Origin of the sequence: Xanthomonas sp. WHRI 10204 (genome assembly GCF_040202875.1) — a bacterium.
GTDB lineage: Bacteria > Pseudomonadota > Gammaproteobacteria > Xanthomonadales > Xanthomonadaceae > Xanthomonas.
Map to the genome: position 1 here is coordinate 2,112,068 of NZ_JBEGDW010000001.1, position 16,205 is coordinate 2,128,272.

13 protein-coding genes, 1 tRNA gene and 1 pseudogene are annotated in these 16,205 nt (G+C 58.5%); 8 read left to right on the forward strand and 7 right to left on the reverse strand.

Features of this window, described 5'->3' with window-relative positions:
* Positions 1-126: 126 nt before the first annotated feature.
* Genes ABQZ00_RS09280 through ABQZ00_RS09290 form a run of 3 tightly spaced genes read left to right on the forward strand, consistent with a single transcriptional unit; the run spans position 127 to position 4,023 of the window.
* Complete coding sequence (locus ABQZ00_RS09280) at positions 127-1,272, forward strand: hypothetical protein (RefSeq protein WP_323536986.1); 1,146 nt, start codon at positions 127-129, stop codon at positions 1,270-1,272.
* Positions 1,269-3,041 carry an ATP-binding protein gene (locus tag ABQZ00_RS09285; protein ID WP_323536985.1) on the forward strand — a complete coding sequence of 591 codons (1,773 nt, stop codon included), beginning with the start codon at positions 1,269-1,271 and terminating at the stop codon, positions 3,039-3,041. The genes ABQZ00_RS09280 and ABQZ00_RS09285 overlap by 4 nt, the downstream gene beginning before the upstream one ends.
* 46 nt (positions 3,042-3,087) lie before the next feature.
* Positions 3,088-4,023 carry a hypothetical protein gene (locus ABQZ00_RS09290; protein ID WP_323536984.1) on the forward strand — a complete coding sequence of 312 codons (936 nt, stop codon included), beginning with the start codon at positions 3,088-3,090 and terminating at the stop codon, positions 4,021-4,023.
* A gap of 411 nt (positions 4,024-4,434) precedes the next feature.
* Here ABQZ00_RS09290 and ABQZ00_RS09295 read toward each other — a convergent pair whose 3' ends face one another.
* The 4 genes from ABQZ00_RS09295 to ABQZ00_RS09305 form a co-directional block, all read right to left on the reverse strand.
* Positions 4,435-5,238: a hypothetical protein gene (locus ABQZ00_RS09295; RefSeq protein WP_323536983.1), complete on the reverse strand. Its 804-nt coding sequence runs from the start codon at positions 5,236-5,238 to the stop codon at positions 4,435-4,437.
* A gap of 182 nt (positions 5,239-5,420) precedes the next feature.
* Positions 5,421-5,822, reverse strand: a complete 402-nt coding sequence (locus ABQZ00_RS23830) for a GIY-YIG nuclease family protein (protein ID WP_503064256.1) — start codon at positions 5,820-5,822, stop codon at positions 5,421-5,423.
* 200 nt (positions 5,823-6,022) lie between these two features.
* Entirely contained in the window at positions 6,023-8,335 is a 2,313-nt protein-coding gene (locus tag ABQZ00_RS09300) for a hypothetical protein (protein ID WP_323536982.1), read from the reverse strand.
* 25 nt (positions 8,336-8,360) lie between these two features.
* Positions 8,361-8,435, reverse strand: a tRNA-Asn gene (locus ABQZ00_RS09305).
* A gap of 255 nt (positions 8,436-8,690) precedes the next feature.
* Here ABQZ00_RS09305 and ABQZ00_RS09310 point away from each other — a divergent pair.
* Positions 8,691-9,497 carry a hypothetical protein gene (locus ABQZ00_RS09310; RefSeq protein WP_323536981.1) on the forward strand — a complete coding sequence of 269 codons (807 nt, stop codon included), beginning with the start codon at positions 8,691-8,693 and terminating at the stop codon, positions 9,495-9,497.
* Positions 9,498-9,785: 288 nt separating this feature from the next.
* Here the strand turns inward: ABQZ00_RS09310 and ABQZ00_RS09315 are convergent, their stop codons facing one another.
* Complete coding sequence (locus ABQZ00_RS09315; RefSeq protein ID WP_323536980.1) at positions 9,786-10,496, reverse strand: hypothetical protein; 711 nt, start codon at positions 10,494-10,496, stop codon at positions 9,786-9,788.
* Between the two features lie 751 nt (positions 10,497-11,247).
* Between ABQZ00_RS09315 and ABQZ00_RS09320 the strand changes: the two genes are divergently transcribed.
* The 4 genes from ABQZ00_RS09320 to ABQZ00_RS09335 all read left to right on the forward strand — a co-directional run bounded on the left by ABQZ00_RS09320 (position 11,248) and on the right by ABQZ00_RS09335 (position 14,598).
* Complete coding sequence (locus ABQZ00_RS09320; protein ID WP_323536979.1) at positions 11,248-11,547, forward strand: hypothetical protein; 300 nt, start codon at positions 11,248-11,250, stop codon at positions 11,545-11,547.
* 504 nt (positions 11,548-12,051) lie between these two features.
* Positions 12,052-12,390, forward strand: a complete 339-nt coding sequence (locus ABQZ00_RS09325; RefSeq protein ID WP_503064257.1) for a tyrosine-type recombinase/integrase — start codon at positions 12,052-12,054, stop codon at positions 12,388-12,390.
* Positions 12,391-12,775: 385 nt separating this feature from the next.
* Positions 12,776-13,333, forward strand: coding sequence for a TetR/AcrR family transcriptional regulator (locus tag ABQZ00_RS09330; protein ID WP_053069772.1), 558 nt, complete (start codon positions 12,776-12,778; stop codon positions 13,331-13,333).
* Between the two features lie 89 nt (positions 13,334-13,422).
* Positions 13,423-14,598: a DUF418 domain-containing protein gene (locus ABQZ00_RS09335; protein WP_323539616.1), complete on the forward strand. Its 1,176-nt coding sequence runs from the start codon at positions 13,423-13,425 to the stop codon at positions 14,596-14,598.
* A 145-nt stretch (positions 14,599-14,743) separates the two neighbouring features.
* On the opposite strand, the pseudogene ABQZ00_RS09340 reads toward ABQZ00_RS09335, so the two are convergent.
* A pseudogene (locus ABQZ00_RS09340) lies at positions 14,744-14,923 on the reverse strand (transposase); the annotation flags it as partial.
* A 212-nt stretch (positions 14,924-15,135) separates the two neighbouring features.
* Positions 15,136-16,119: a GlxA family transcriptional regulator gene (locus ABQZ00_RS09345; protein ID WP_323536977.1), complete on the reverse strand. Its 984-nt coding sequence runs from the start codon at positions 16,117-16,119 to the stop codon at positions 15,136-15,138.
* Positions 16,120-16,205: the final 86 nt, after the last annotated feature.

A 16,205-nucleotide genomic window follows, 5' to 3' on the forward strand; every position in this document is an offset into this window, starting at 1 on the left:
TTCCACTGATGTAGCAACGGAGGGAAGGTCCAGGCCTTCTCTTTAAGTCTTGGGAGGCCGCATACGCGGCAGCGCTGAGATCGAAGCTGATCAGTATGCTTGCACATACACTTCCAAGGACCGGCCATGAGCTTTGATGTCAACGCGATCTACGACAAACCCCTCAGCTTTCTGATCGGGTCTGGGGCCTCGTTTGGGCTGCTCCCTACCCTTGCCCTGAAGGTCACACGGGCCGACGGCACGGCACACACTATTGAAACTCTGGCGACGCATTACGAGCAGCAGGACGATAGGAAGCGCTACACCGCACTCTTCATGCACTACTACGACCAGTGCATTCGCCCTGCTCAGGTGATGTCGTTCGAAGCCATTCGTAGCGACCCCGCGCGAGCGCCGGTGCAAGCCAACTACGAGCGCTTTGTCCGGGCGCTGCTCACGCTGCTCCAGCGCCGCCGCGGGGTCGACCGGCGCTGCAATGTGTTCACGACCAACTACGACGGGTGCCTGCCGGAAGCAGCCAATCGCATTACGCTCGACGGCGGTCAGGATTTCGTGGTCAACGACGGGAGCCGCGGATTCTTCCGTCGTGTGGTCGAAGCGCGCAACTACAACACCTATCTGACGCGCACCGGCATCTTCGAGCGGCACCGTCAGACTGTCCCCCAGATCAATATCATCAACCTGCACGGTTCGGTCTATTGGTCCCGGCATGTCGATCAAGTACATGTGACCTACAACCATGATCACTTGGTGGACGCCTCTTTAGTCAAAGAGGGAATGCGCGAGACCGTGAAGGCGTATTTGGAGCAGTTGGGCGCTGGCGGCCCAGATACCGCGCTGCCTGACGCCCCCCTCACTCAACCTCAGATGGACGAGTTCTGGACTGCCTACCGCCAGCTCCCTATCGTGAACCCCACCAAGTGGAAGTTCCACGAGACGGTTTTCGAGGAGCACTACTACCAGATGCTCCGGATGCTCAGCTTTGAGCTGGAGCGTGAGAATGCTGTCCTCATCACCTTCGGCTTCTCGTTCGCAGATGAGCATATCCTCAACCTGGTCAAACGCTCGCTGTCGAACCCGCTGCTGATGGTCTTCATCACGTGCTTCAACGAGACCGAGCATGCGCGCCTGTCCGCCCAGTTTGCTGACTACGCGAATGTGACCTGCTTGATGGCCGCGGACGGAAACCTCACCTTCGACGCGTTCAACGCGTTGCTCTCCGCCGCCAACCCAACGCCCGCCGCAGGGCCCGTGGTCGGGGCGACCCCATGATGCGGATCGGCGAGGTCATTGCCGTGTCGGGCACCAAGGTCACGCTCCGCATCGATGAGGAATCAAGCAAGGAAGTCCTATTCCATCGCGGTGAACGGCTGAAGGGCATTTCGATCCGCGAATACTTGGCCATCACCCGCGGCTTCCGCGACATCATCTGCATGGTCGAGGGTGAGTTCTTGGACGAGCGCAGGAGTGAGACTGACGGCGTTCGAACCGAATATGTGCGTCGCGTCGACGCGCGGCCCATCGGATACTTTGAGGACGACCGATTTGTACATGGGATCAAGTTTTTGCCGATGATCTTAGATGAAGCACATCTCTTATCGGACCACCGGATTGCGCAAATCTTTGACCGATCAGCACATGCCCCCGGGTTGCGAATCGGCGTGTTGCAGAAAGAAGGTCTGCCGGTCGCGCTGCCTTACACCCGCGTCTTCAACAGTCACATCGGCATCTTTGGGAACACCGGCAGCGGCAAGTCCAATACCTTGGCCAAACTCTACACAGCATTGTTCGAGCGCAACCCGCCCGGTTTAGCCCAGCACAGCCGCTTCGTTCTCATCGACTTCAATGGCGAGTACACCCAAGCGCAACTGGTCGACGTACCCCATAAACGGGTGCTCGATGTGTCGACCGGACGCATCCCCGGCGACCGCATCACGATCGCGCCGGACGAATTCTGGGATGTCGAAACTCTTTCACTGCTCTTCCAAGCCACCCAGCACACCCAGCGTCCCTTCCTGAGTCGGGTGGTGGAAGGTCGCAGGCGCTTTGGACACCTGGCCGACTCGCTGACCCGCTACTTTCGCGGCGTGATCAAGAAAACCTTCACCTCGAGCCGCCCGCGTTCAGAGCTCTTGGATCGAGCCCGCTTTTTGGCCCGCCAGTTGGGGCTCGAAGACCTACTCCAAGCGCTCGAAGAGATTCAATGGCACGGTGCCGGGTCAACCTTCTATAACGCCCGCAGTGGCACCTGGTTCAACGCAGACGGGATTAGCTACGCCGGTGCACTAGCCCCGCTCGTTGACGCCGCAGCACTGCCCGGCATGGACGCATTCGAAGAGTTGGACATTCGCTGCCAACTGGGTCTGATGAACGACATCGTTACTGGGCAGGTTCAATTCGACCACATCTTGCCACTGATGAAGCGCATGGAAGGAGCGATCGCCATGCTGCGTAAAGCCGTACAAGTTGCGGTCGTGGGCCCTCAGCTCCTCCCTATGGTGACGGTTGTATCGCTTAAGAGGTGCAGCACCGACGCAAAGAAGATTCTTCCCATCCTCATCGCCAAGAACGCGTATCACCATCACCGCGCCGCCGTGGCCTCGCCGCCAGACCGCACATTGCACCTAATCATCGACGAGGCCCACAACATACTGTCGGAGATGTCCACTCGCGAAGCGGAAGCGTGGAAGGACTACCGTTTGGAACTGTTTGAGGAAATTATCAAGGAAGGACGAAAGTTCGGCATCTTCTTGACCATTGCCAGCCAGCGGCCGGCCGACATCTCTCCGACCATCGTGTCTCAGATCCACAACTTCTTGATTCATCGCCTGGTGAACGACCGAGACCTATTCCTGATCGACAACACCATCTCGACCCTAGACCCGATTTCGCGAGCGCTGATTCCAAACCTTACCCAAGGCTGCTGCGTTGTGACAGGGACCGCCTTCGACTTGCCGATGGTGGTGCAGATCGACATGCTCAGCGCCAACCGGCGTCCAGACAGTGGCGACATCGATCTACAAGAACTTTGGCAAGCTTAGTGCCTAAGCATTCGCGCCAATCATAGGCCAACAGGATGACCCATCCATGCCAGTCACGCTTCTGACTTTCACCGAGTTCTTGGAGGAGTACAGGCACGCGCTCAAGTGGTTGCGTGGTAGGGACGTGCGTGTGGATGCAACACGTTTGGCAACGTACCTTGCCCTGATCGAAGCCGCACAGCGTGCTGAAGTTGATGGCCACCAGCCCGTGCGCCACACACCTGAATTGATGAACGCCTTGATCGAGGCTGCGGAGGTCATCGACATTGCATCATTAAACATTGGCTATCTCACCAATACTGACGCCACAGCCAAGTTGCTGACCATTTCCGGAGGGCCAGAATTCATGGGTCAGAACGGTTTTGATCGCACACGGGACAATGCATTTGAGTTAAGCACGGCTGCGGTACTGCAGGAGCAAGATGCGTTCGGAGGCTTCTCCACCACAGGTGGTGATCTCACCATTGCACCTGAGCTCAACCCTGCAGAGTGCAAACGCATTTCTTCCCTCCAACGCCTTCGCGATAGGTTGCGCGACGCCAGAGAGCAATTGAGAGCACAGGTCGTGGGTGGAAGCCCCGCTGGGGTCATTGTGATTGATGTGACCAGGCCAGTGACACACGGCCATGGCTACATTGAGGCGCCCGATGATGACGCTTTCATGCTCTTGGCTGAGCAACGCCTCAGTGCTTACCTCAGAGCCCGTGTGATGACACCGGAGATTATCAGGACGGTGGACTATCCTGAGGTGTTGGGGCTGATCGCTCGATGCCGATCTGCAGGAACATCAGGTAGTCCTTACAACATCCGTCGGTGTGTGGTGTGGCAAGCGTGCTCAATCCATCCAGGCGGGTCGGAAAGAGATACGCAGTTTCGAGAGATTGCAAAATATTTCGGGCCAGGAGAGCTACGAGAAGGCTCCCGGCAAGATCTCATCAGAGCAGCAGCTCGGGTTCGCGTGCCACCTCTACGCCGACATTGACTCTCATACTTCCAATTTTTCTTAGCTGGTTGCAGTTCGCCCAGGAATGGAGGTCAAAGCAAGATCACCATCTGTGATCGCCTTGCCACGCTTGGGATACAAAGACGAACGACACAGCACAATCGTTCGACTTAACAGACGTGCGGCATGGAATGCGCAACGCTTCATGTACTTGGAAGTGCTTTTGAATTAGGTATTGAAGCTTGGAGCTGCCCACGTGGCCCCTTCCTTACCCTCGATAAATCGTCCTAATCCCAACCGCTGAGGTTGTCTTCTGTCCAGAGCAGATCGGCTATGGCCGAGGCGGCGACGGAGTCTAACAGCGCATTTGCATGACACGAGTGATGCGTCCAGCATTGCCTCTCTAGCGGAAACGCTCCTTCAAGTAGCTCGCTTTGTCGCTACCGCAGCTCAGAGCTCGGAGTCCAATTCGATCGACCTTATGTCGATCGCTTCCCGAAGAATCTCTCCCGAACTCCGACGCCTAACCTTGAATCTAAGCATCACCGTCTCAGACCTGTTGTCTCTCTGCACATCCTGGTCTGATACATACAGTTCGGGATCCGCTAGTTCGATCATAAACCGAGGGGCAACTCTCATCGGAACAGCAAAAATCACGCGAATCACCCCCTCCCCATTGGGGGTATACACGACTAGATCGGCTGTGCTGGTCAGCGCCTGATGATAGGCGACCATCGCTTGTTCCTCCGTCATCTGCTGCTCAGCGAAGAGGCCGCCACTAGGTGTTAACGTGGTGAAGTGATCCTCCAGCCCATCTGGAGCTGCAAATGCGACTGGATCTATTTGCACAACAACTGAGTAGCCTTCAGCTTCGTACGAAAGCTTTACGGCACGCGACGATGGCTCGAACTGAGGCGGGGCTATAAGTACTGAAAATGAGAGGGGTCCTTCTGGAAGATCAGACAGGTCAATTATCAGATCATCTATTGCGCCTGTGCTTTCGTGCTCATCCAACTTATCGATGGCAGGGATGCGGTAACCATATATCTGAAAAGGCGTTTCGGTCTTGGTTAGTGGCGCAATGTAGATGGAGCCTCCATTTTGGTGGTAGTTCACGCGGCCCGACTGATGAATCGTGATCTTTTTATTCTTTGATTTCGGTATATCGAATTCGGATGTCCTGGGCGCCGCCTCTTTTGTCCCCGTGGCCCATGACGTTCGCGAGTTGCTATGGCCATCCCTTCTGATTGTCATGATCAGCGATCCGTCTCGATCGGTAGTTTCCAAGGTCATGAACTTGCGAACTACGGGTCCGTGTCTTATTAAAATTCTCATTCCGAAGTTGGTCTCTAGCTGGAGATGGGGGGGCTACATTGCTCTAGCCGCTTGGGTGTGGGGGAGTGAGGTGGTAAGTTCCGCATCCACGATAAACATCCCTAATCCAGAAGCTCTACATGCCTTTTTTGGCACTGAGGGTTTTGGTTGAGGATGTACGCCTTCCGGTGGTGCACTAGGCCGCCACTGGTGGATCGCTCGCACACATTCGACCAGAAGCCACCACGCACCTTCTGCCAACCGTGCTTAGACATCAAGAACAGAGTAAGCCTGTTCTCAAATTGCTCAGCTACCTTCCAATCGCGCGTTCTAACCGTCTTGGCGCACAACACAGCAACGGGTGAATGTAGCTGCGTCCAGGCAGATCCCTTTCCCTGGAAGTGAGCAGCAATTCGTTCGACGAACTTGCAGGATTGTCCAACGTAGTAGCAACCGTTCTCAAGCGCCAGCACGTAGATGGCAATGGGCGAAGATCGAATTGTTGAACTCAGAAGGTCTGTCATATTGACGTCCGCTTCAATGCAGCCAGATCACACGGTATGCCCACTATGTGGGCCTGCTGACGATGTCTTTAACATTCTCCTCAGCCAAGCTGAGCCGCAGCAGTACTCCCTGTCCAGGTAAGGCCGGTGACCAAAACGCCGGTACATCTTGTTGTTCATCCAGTGAGCACTTGGTTTGTCCAAGTTCCTGGCTACAGCGCTCAGGAAGCCAGCCAGTGTCGTTCGGTCGTCCAGCCTTTGAAGACCCTTGCGCCATTGGGTCCAGTCTCGTGTTGAGGCAGCCGCCGTCCTTCTGCCGCCAGCCGAAGGCCCCACATAACGGGCTCGAAGCGCGACCTGAGCGTGTTAGGTTGTTCGTAGAAATGCGCTTCAATGCGCGCGATCGCCACCTGCCTACGGGCATCGTCGAGCATCGATAGAAAGAAAAGCATCTGTCTCCACGCATACGCCGTGTTCTTGAGCATGATCAGTTGGGCATGCCAATGTGGGATCTGCATCTGCTGGCGTCTGCATATCCATTGGAAGCTCTGGAGCGCGATCGCATCCAGCGTTGGATGCAACATGGCGCGAAGTCCGGCGCCGTCGAACAGGACCGCAAGGTTGTGCGTCGTCAGGATCTGGACCTGCTCAAGGATGGTGCCGTTGATCGCTGGACTCCATCCACCCGATGAAGCGTTGGCGCGCCGCGTAGCCAAGGTCGATAGCGCATCTGTGGAATCGTTTGCCCTGCTCCACCCATTTCGCTTGATCTCGGCCTTGAGCCTATCAGGGAGAACGGCCAGTGCATCGGTGTCGATATTGTAATAGTCCGCATACAGCGTTCCCGCAATGACTTGGGCTGCGAATCGCGCGGCTTCGATAAATGTGTTGGTGAACTCGCCCGTGAAGATATCGGTCGCGATCTCATCGACGAAAGGCAGCTTCAACTTCGCGCCGTCAGCGAGGACGCGGAACTCTCTGACCAGCTTGTTGGGAGTAATAGCGTGCGGAAAGGCCGAGATCGTCATCGAAGCCGATTCGATCAGGGCCGCGCGTGCGGCACCCGCGGTAACGGTGTCGGCATTACGATCGCCATCGACCACTGAGATCCAAGGCAGCTCGTTCAAGCGCACCTGGCCTTCGAGGTTGAGCAGCAGCAGCGACCGCCGCCTCCGGAAAGCGCGATAGGTCGCAGCGTACAAACAACGCAGCGTCGGGTTGGCCAATTCGCTGCTACGGATCTCTGCAATCAAGACAGGAAGCACGCGAGCGATCGTGTCGCCCGACGTGACGATGCCGGCATCGACCAATTCGGCGATCGTGCCGCGACGGCACCGTTCCAGACGGTATCGAACCGGATCCGGCAACTGCTGGTCCGGTTCGATACCGAACGTCGCAGCCTCGTCTTCGTTGATCGGGGCTGACAACGCAGAGAAGTCGGCGATGCCTTCTGATGGGGGATATGCTGCCAGTCTCGCAGCGACGGCATGACCGATACGGTGGTGCGCCGCCGAGGCCACGTCGCGCTGTTGCTGCTGCCGGAAGGCAAGGTGCCGTGACGAATCGGGCCTGCCGTGAGCCTCAACGAAATCGTCGACGATCCTGCGAATCCGGCCGACTTGGCGCCCGGTAAGCGCGGCCGGATCGTCAGCACACGCGGCCAAGAGCGCGAACGCCTCAGTCACCCGGTCTCTCTGCCTCGTGAGGTCACCATGACCATCGGCCGGAGCGTCACTGATCCCCGCCACCAATGCCTTGGCCGACGCTTGCCAGTCTCCCGGAAAACGGCGGCACGGCCAGCCATCGACGTAGGTATCGAGAAACAGCGAGATCGTCGCGTCGTAAAGAGGCAAACGGATCTCGATCGACCACTTCTGCGCCGCTAGCCTGCGTTGTGCACCCAGTTCCGACAGACGTTGCCGAACATCGCCAGCGGTGAAGATGCTGACTTCGGCGGACAAAGGGGATGTGCCATCGATGCGCGCCGGAAAGAACCGCAATCTGTCGAAAAACGGCGCGATCGCTTCAATGATCGTTTGTGCCTGCTCGATGCGGCCCTGGCCGACGAGCCACGCGACCATCGGCAGCGCCGCCTCTTCGGGCAGATCGATACTGTAGCCACCTTCCGTGAGCATGCGCTGCAGGTGACCGAGGCCGGCCTCGGTCAGATGCCAGAGATTCAAGTCCAACCGTACCTGATCGGCGCTGACATGCACCCCCCTCTTGGACAGCTCGCGTTCGTACGCGGTTAATTCACCGCCGGCGAGCAGACGACCAGTGGCGAAACCACCGGTGTTAACCTCCAGTGTCGCCCAGGCGGGGACATCGGCGAACGGCGTGCGGGAACCATAGTGCGCGGTTTCCATCAGCACATGCTCAAGTACCTGCATCCAGCGTTCCGCACGGACGCCAGCGCGTAACCGCGCCTGCGAATCCGTGTGATGTTCCGTGGTGTCCAGCGCCTTCGCCAACTGGAAGCGCGCGTAGTTGAATCCGGGCCATGTGCTCGAACCACTGCTTCGATCTGAAGTCATGCGTTCTATCGATATTGCGAAGTGGTGGGTCCGGGGGCTGGATTCGAACCAGCGCCCTCCCGGTTAACAGCCAAGTGTTCTGCCGCTGAACTACCCCGGAACATGGTAAGAATGTCGCATGGGGCGAGCGAAAACGCAATACGACCGCGATGCCGCGTCGTCGAAGTAAGTTCAGAACCCGTACTCGAACGACCAAGCTTGGCGGCCACACAGCGGGCACCCGCGATAGCGCCAAATCTACTTTTGAGGCGAGAGGGGACATCTCCCCTAGCCTCGATAACGCGTTCGAATCTTTGATACGCTGGGGACAAACTTTAGGGTGCACGGTGTTGGCATGTGGAGAGAGGATTGGTTGTTGGCTGAGAGCATAGCGAAAGAGCTTGAACGTGCTGCGGCGGCACTTGACGAGGTTGACAAGCTAATAAGTATGGGTGCCGCCAATAATGATGATCCGGAAGACGATCGCTATCAGACCGCTGAGCAAACGATGGTCTACTATATTGACCGCGCGTACCGCTCAATTGCGGCCCTTTCTGAACGTCTGGGAATTACTACCATCGCCAAGGAGGCTGTTGCAGCGCGAGCAGACAAGAAGTTCCTTTCGGGAACCGACCGTTCTAACGAGGGCGACATTCATAGCGCGGCGCTCTCAAGGGCCCAAAGTTGCTTTGATCCGCTCAAGGCGTTGACCTCTGCCCGTGCCGTCACGGCCCAGGACATACTCCGAACCATCCTACAAAGCTCGGGTAAGATCGTAGCTGCTCGCGGCACTCCCCCAAAGAATGAGGCGGACATTCGGAATGCTGTGCTTGAAGTTTGTGAGTTCGCTTTCAACGACGCGATGCGTGAGACGTCTGTTGCCAAGCGGCTGACGGGATATCGAATTGACCTGACGGTGCGATCACTTCGCTCGGCTGTCGAGTTCAAATTCATCGACAAAAAGTCCGAAATGAGGACGGCTATTGAAGGTGTCTATGCAGACATGAAAGGCTATCGGCATCCGGACTGGGATAGCTTCTACAGCGTCTTCTACATGACATCACCATTCTATACTCAGGCAGAAGTGAACGAGGAGTTCCGCTACGTCGATGCTGATAAAAGCTGGGAGCCAATCGTAGTCCAGGGGCCGGGGGGGCGAAAGCCAAGCGGGGCGAAAGCTTGATCTTCGCGCCTAGTAGCCACGGAAACGGCACATGGAGGTGTGGTTCTTCCGCCTCACCTAGCGTGGAGTAGATTTAGCTACTCCGGCCAGCTGCTACGAGGTCAACTGTAGTGGCTGTGGGTGGCCCGCAGAATTTTCTAGTTCTGGCTGGTTTAAGTTATAGGGAGGAGGTCACGAGATGTTACGATGCCAAGTCATTTGCGCGGACGGGTGTTTCGCTCTGTCCTCTCCCCAGTCCTATCCGCCCCGCAACCTTGAGGAGGCTGCACAGGTGGTTTGCGCGGCGCCTCAATCATTGACATCTTCAATGAACAAGGTGGTGAAGTGAAAGGCATCGAAAAGGTAATAGCCGATCGCGTATCCATTGGGCTGGTGGCTCACCTCGTCTGCGTGACTGAAAATGTCATAGTAAAAGATGGTCTTCTGCAGGCCCTTCGCCTGATCCCGAATCAGCGCTGTTGCGTAGCGCTCGCGATCCTGCTTTTCCATTTCCGTGGCATCATCTCCCAAGAAGCTGTGTGGAAAATGAATCACACGGCCCTTCCAAACACATCCCGTTTCGTGGAATAGCAACGCCCGCGCAATGCTATCCATAAACCGTCGTAGCCGATCAAAATTGAAAGCGAAGGAGGTCGTCAGCAGGTGTCCTCCCGTTTCCCTTGGAATCTGCTCTTCACGAAGGTCCATGTTCATCAGGCCTACCAAGCCTGTGCGCAGCAGTTGCTTCTCTTCCAGCGCCTGGATTACCTTCCCTGCACCTAATGGATCTGCCTCATACTGCTCGTAGATATCCTGGATGGCATCCCTGTCATTTTCACTTTGAATTTGACTGGCCGCGCGCTCAATCGCGCGAACAAGCGCTCGTTCATGCGCCTGGCGTTGCGATACGACATCAGGGTTTCCATCGACCAGATTGGAGCTCAGAAAGACGCCTCTGAAATACTCGTCATCCTTGGACTTCTTTGAGTTGTGTTCGTCGCACGAGCGCACTGAAATCAAGGCATTCCGGCGATCCTCCGGAAAAAAGCACTGCGGCGGAGCGTGTTCATCGCTAACATCAGGATTTCCACAATAGTAACACCCAACCATTCTTTTTTCCCTTGAATTCCGCAGCCAATATTAGCTTATTTAACGACGCAGCGTAATGATTCGGTGCGCCCCGACGGCCTTCGGGACACGGTGCCGTAGCACTATTTTCGACGACAGAATGACCGAAGTTCCTTCGTTGTATCAGCGTAGTGCTCAGCCCTCCGGGGCAGCGGTCTTCTGTGCAGTACAAAGGAGCACGAACTTGGCCGGATACACCGGCGCCAGGCCGATGTAGATGTATTGCAGGCTCGGGTCGCTCTCCTCCTGCGGATTGTTGGAGACGTCGCAGGTGACAAAGAAGGCCTCTGCCGGCGTTGCCCGAAAAGCGCACCGCCTGCCACAGCGTGGTCAGAAATGCGATAGTGCTTTGCGAGACCGCGCTCAGAGCAACTGTCTATCGCTGCGTTCTTCCAAGCATTCGGGCGGCAACACCTCAGGCTGCGTGTTGCGCTAGCCGCGAAGCGCTGTTGCGCGACTTGGAGGATGCCCCGCAACACAAGGATCGGATTCTTGAACGCAACGCATCAAGGCGTATTTGACGCGAAAGCATCGAAATCAAATGCCTATTTGAAACGCAACGCGTCCTACTTATACCAAGATTACGATATCTGGTGTTGCGTTCGGTAAGGGCGCGGCTCCGCTGGAACGCCGGCTGCGTGGCTTGCTGTGGCATGCCAATGCCAGCGACATTCGGGATTCGGTCCGCCGTCGAAACGCCAACCGCAAAGCGGTTCAGCAGTCGATGGTCAAGGTCATCGTCGTTGGGCTGTACACCAGATACGAGACGCGCCAAGCGATGGCCCAGCTTGAAAAAGAATCGAAACTAGCGACCAGGAACGCGCCTGAGGTGCGGGAATATTACCCACCAAGACTGTTAAGCGACGGCGAGCGCTGCTTACAAGGCCGCCGTTTCAAATGCGTGTCAAACGGCTGGGTGCAGCTGACGCACGATCCCTGCTGATGGTCTACAGATCAGCCGTGGTCGAAGGGACGCTAATAGCAGTAGCGTAAGGCTTCGACTCGGGGAAGGTGCCGACGTCACGTGTGCCCCTTGCAATGACAGATCCTGCGAGCTGCAAAGGCTGATTCTGATGACCCACCTGCCCGGTCTGCGCCTGCTGTTGTTGCTGCTGCTGGCGCACATCCTTGTACGGGTTGTGAGGAGTGCCATTGCGCGCAAGCGTGCGGCACATAGGCTGGGGAAGATCGTACCGCGTGCCCTGCTCTGTCATACAGGTACAGGACGCCTCGCGCGGAGCGGATCTGAGGCGGTGGGCACGAACACCTGCGGATCAGCGACAACCGGACGCTGATCGAACACCTCAGCAGTCCACGGCATCGTTTCAAAACGCGGTAGGTGCTTGGCGGCGTAATCACTCTTGCCGGCTTATTTGACATAGCCGTTGTTGTCGCCGCTCAGCACGCCAGACCCGAGCGCTGAAGCGCCCGTGCCCGGCGTGCTGGCTTGCTCCTTCTCACCGCCTCCCATCAGGCTTGGATCACCCATGTTGACCTCAAAGCCTCGGATTTCCTTTTCAGCAGCCGAGTATCGGACTCACCTCACCTATCAACGAGGCAGTACGCCAGAATTTTCCACCGCTGGCTGGAAGAAGCCGGCCTCGATTCCGGCTCCTACGGCACCTACACGATGCGCAGGACCAAAGCTTCGCTGATCTACCGCAGGACACGAAACCTAAGGGCGGTCCAGCTATTGCTGGGGAATACGAAGCTAGAAAGCACCGTGCGCTACCTAGGCATCGAGGTCGACGACGCCCTAAAGATCGCCGAGCAAACGGATGTCTAAGCCCAAGAGGCCACTCCTCGACCGGCAAGGTCGAGGAGTGGCCAGAAGAAGAAGTTCAGAAAGTGCTGCGAGACCTCGCCCGAAAGAAGGAACTTCAGGAGGTTCCTACTGAGCGCTTCGCAACCCTGAGCATCTCTTCCGGCCAGTACACCGATCAAACGTTTGGCCCGGCCCCGCGTACTCCGTGATGGCTAGGATCAGCACGATCCACGCCAAGGCCTGGACCTTTGCCGCCTGCCCGGCACCCGCCTGAGTTCAGGCGCCGGGCCAGCCAAGCCAAACGCGATGCCACGTCTGCTCCCGGCGATGTCGTGGGTCTGCGCTCTACTTGAAATGATACAGATCGGTCTATATCATCCGCGGCGAATCCACCGCCGGAGTGATCATGAGCAAGGTTCGCGAGCGCATCCTTGATGTCGCTACCAATCTCTTCTATCGGCAGGGGATTCAGGCGGTCGGCGTGGACGCCATCATCAGCACCGCGGAAGTCGCCCGCATGAGCTTCTATCGGCACTTTCGGTCGAAGGAAGGTCTGGCGTTGGCAGTGCTGGAGCGGCGCGACGAACGACTCTGCGCCTGGTTCGAGCAGGAGGTCGAGCGCTTGGCGCCCGATGCAAATCTGCGGCCGCTGGCAGTGTTCGACGCCTTGGCGATGCGCCTGGCCAGCCCCGACTACCGCGGTTGCGCCTTCCTCAACACCATCGCCGAGACGCCGCCGCCCAGCCACGCACTGCACCGGGCTGCGGCTGCGCACAAGCACCGCTTCGAGGCCTACTTCGCCCGTTTGTTGCGAGCGGCCGGTCTGGACGAAAGCGCGGCCGGCGATCTCATGCTGCTGTTCGACGGGGCCGTGGTCACCGCGGTTCGCGAAGGAAACCCGACCCCCGCCACGCGGGCAAAAAACATGGCGGCGCGGGTGCTCGGCATCGCGCCGGCGAACTGAGTCAGTGTCTTACTGAGAGAGTAGTTATGTCTGCGGAAGCTGTGTCGCAAGACCCGGTCGCTCGCGGCGAACGGTTGTTGCAATTGGATGTGCTGCGCGGTCTGGCCTTGTTCGGTGTGCTGCTGGTCAATATCGGTTACTTCTGCGGTGCCGATTTGGCGCGGGAAGCCGGGGTCGCCTATCCGCTGGGAGACTTCGGTGGCTTGGCCGGCGACCTCGTTAGGGTGCTGTTGGAGAACAAGGCGGCGGCGCTGCTGTCGATCCTGTTCGGTGCTGGCCTCGCCATCCAAGCCGATCGTGCGTCCGAAAATGGTCAGTCGCGCTGGCCGTTTGCGCTGCGTCGCAGCGCGGTGCTCGCCCTGCTGGGCAGCGTGCACACGTTCTTGTTGTGGAACGTCGACATCCTGCTCGACTACGCACTGATCAGCTTGATGGTTCTGCCCTTCCTGCGGCTGTCGGCCGGCCGGGTGTTGTGGGCGATCCCGGTGGTGCTGATCGTCTCGGCGGTGATTGCCGGTCCGATGCAGGCGCTTGCAACGGATCTGCCGCCGGCGCAAACCTACACCCTTGGTCTCCAGCACTACGGGCAAGGTGGGTGGCTCGACGCCCTGCAATACCGATGGTGGGAAACGCTGCATGTGGTCGGCCCGATGCGTATTGCCAATCGCTTCGTCATCCTGGCGCCGTTCTTCATCGTCGGCGTTGCGGCCTGGAAGGGCGGATGGCTTTCGGCGCCGGACGCGCATCGGCGCCGGCTGCGGCAGGTCTTCGTGCTCTGCTTCAGCTTCGGGCTGGTGGCCAACGCGGTGCCGCAGGAGGCGCTGCATGCCTGGGTGAATCAGCTTGCGCTGCAGCCGCTGCGGGTCTTGATTAAGGCGACCTTCTTCTTCGCCAAGTTCGCGCTGACCCTGGGCTACGCGGCCGGCATCCTGTTGCTGCTGCAGCGATCACGCTGGCGCGTGTGGCTGGGTGTGTTCGCGCCGCTCGGTCGCATGGCGCTGACCCAATACCTGCTGCAGTCGCTGGTCTGCACATGGATCTTCTACGGCTTCGGTCTGGGCCAGTACGGGCGGATGCCGCTCGACCTGGCGCTGGCGCTGGGCGTGCTCCTGTTCGCTATGCAGGTGATCAGCAGCCGCTGGTGGTTGGCGCGCTTCAGCATCGGCCCGGTGGAGTGGCTGTGGCGGCGATTGAGCTACGGCGGCATTCGCCAGCGCCCACGGGCGCTCGCAGCGGCCGGGGCTGAACAGGCCCGAAGCCGGTAGCGTGGGTGATGCCGCGTCGCGGCATTAGCGCCGTGTTTTTTGCGCCTGTCGGCGGGGTGGTGTGCGGGCGGATTCAGCGCCATGAGCGCGTCGCTGCGGCCGCCGGCGTCGACAAGACCCGGATACTGGGATGCCGTCAATCTACTTCCACATCCTTCAGATGCCGCAACTGCGACACCTCCATGCCGGCGTAATTGGGCTTCCAGACGTAATAGGTCGGCTCGCTGATCCCGTGCTTGCGGCAGGTCTCGCCAACCCTTGCACCGGCCTCGACTTCTTTGAGGATCCGAACCATCTGTTCTTCGGTGAACTTCGACTTCTTCATGCAGAGCTCCTTGGGATGGAACTCTACTTCCAAGTGGATCGAGTTAACGAGGACGCTTCACCTCCAGACCGACTGAAGCGCTTGATCCGTTCGACACCAGCGTCTGCAGCAGTACGGTGAGGTCTTCGCGCATAGATATGCGACCCCCTTAGTGGCTTGAGCGTGACATTTGAGCCCAATTCTATTGATTGACGGTTCGCCTCCCCCGCTCGCTACCCGTCCAGCGAGAACGCGCGACGCCAGTCGCGCGGGCTCACCTGGAATGCCCGGTTGAAGCTTTGGCGGAACGATACGGCCGTGCGGTACCCCGATCGTTCCGCCACCTGATCGATGGACAGCGAGGTGGACTCGAGCAGATCCTTCGCCCTGCGCAGGCGCTCGGCATCCAGCCAGCTGCCGACCGTCATGCCGGTCGTCTTGAGGAAGCGACGGGTAAACGATCTCCGGCTCATGGCGACACGTTCGGCGAGTTCATCCAGCGAATGATCGCGCTGCAGGTTTTCGCGCATGTAGTCCAACAATCGGCTGAGCAGTGCATCCTGCGGCGAGGCTGGTATCGGCTGGTCGATGTATTGGGATTGGCCGCCTTCGCGGTGCGGCGGCAGGACCATCATGCGGGCGATACGGTTTGCCTCGCGCGCACCGCAGAGCTTCCTGACCAGATACATGCAGCAATCCAATGCCGCCCCGCTGCCTGCCGACGTCACAACACGGTCTTCGTCGACGTACAGGGCATTCATGTCGAGCGTGACCGCCGGAAAGCGCGCGTGGAAATCCGCTTCGGCAAGCCAGTGCGTTGACGCGGCATGTCCGTCAAGCAAGCCCGCGTAAGCAAGCGCATAGGCGCCATAACACAGGCCAACGACGTGGGCGCCACGCTGATGGGCCGCGATCAGCTTGGCGCTCAGCGCGGCACTCGGTGCGTGATCCAGATCGGCCCAGCCGGGGATGATCACCACCTCGGCCTGGTCAAGCAGTTCCAGTCCGCCGTGAGGTATCACCGCCACCTGCCCACCCGATAACGTGACCCCTCTCCGCTCCGCGGCAATCCGCAGCTGGAACAGCGGCGGGTCATCTCCATGCACATCGAAGATCGTCAGCGGGACGGACAGTTGGAAGGTGCTGACGCCTTCGGGCGCTACCACGACGACCCGGATGGGCCCGCTGCGTTGCTGGGATGAACAGTGGCTGGCCATGGCCCGATATCATCTATGTTGGTCTTTCGGGCCACTATACACAGCTTCGCGTCCGCCTCAATCTGGGCGCCATCCGCTCAGCTTGA

Coding starts and splice junctions, on each gene's coding strand:
- ABQZ00_RS09300 (WP_323536982.1), bottom strand. CDS start 8,335: ATGACTTCAGATCGAAGCAGTGGTTCGAGCACATGGCCCGGATTCAAC.
- ABQZ00_RS09280 (WP_323536986.1), top strand. CDS start 127: ATGAGCTTTGATGTCAACGCGATCTACGACAAACCCCTCAGCTTTCTG.
- ABQZ00_RS09330 (WP_053069772.1), top strand. CDS start 12,776: ATGAGCAAGGTTCGCGAGCGCATCCTTGATGTCGCTACCAATCTCTTC.
- ABQZ00_RS09285 (WP_323536985.1), top strand. CDS start 1,269: ATGATGCGGATCGGCGAGGTCATTGCCGTGTCGGGCACCAAGGTCACG.
- ABQZ00_RS09295 (WP_323536983.1), bottom strand. CDS start 5,238: ATGACAATCAGAAGGGATGGCCATAGCAACTCGCGAACGTCATGGGCC.
- ABQZ00_RS09345 (WP_323536977.1), bottom strand. CDS start 16,119: ATGGCCAGCCACTGTTCATCCCAGCAACGCAGCGGGCCCATCCGGGTC.
- ABQZ00_RS23830 (WP_503064256.1), bottom strand. CDS start 5,822: ATGACAGACCTTCTGAGTTCAACAATTCGATCTTCGCCCATTGCCATC.
- ABQZ00_RS09290 (WP_323536984.1), top strand. CDS start 3,088: ATGCCAGTCACGCTTCTGACTTTCACCGAGTTCTTGGAGGAGTACAGG.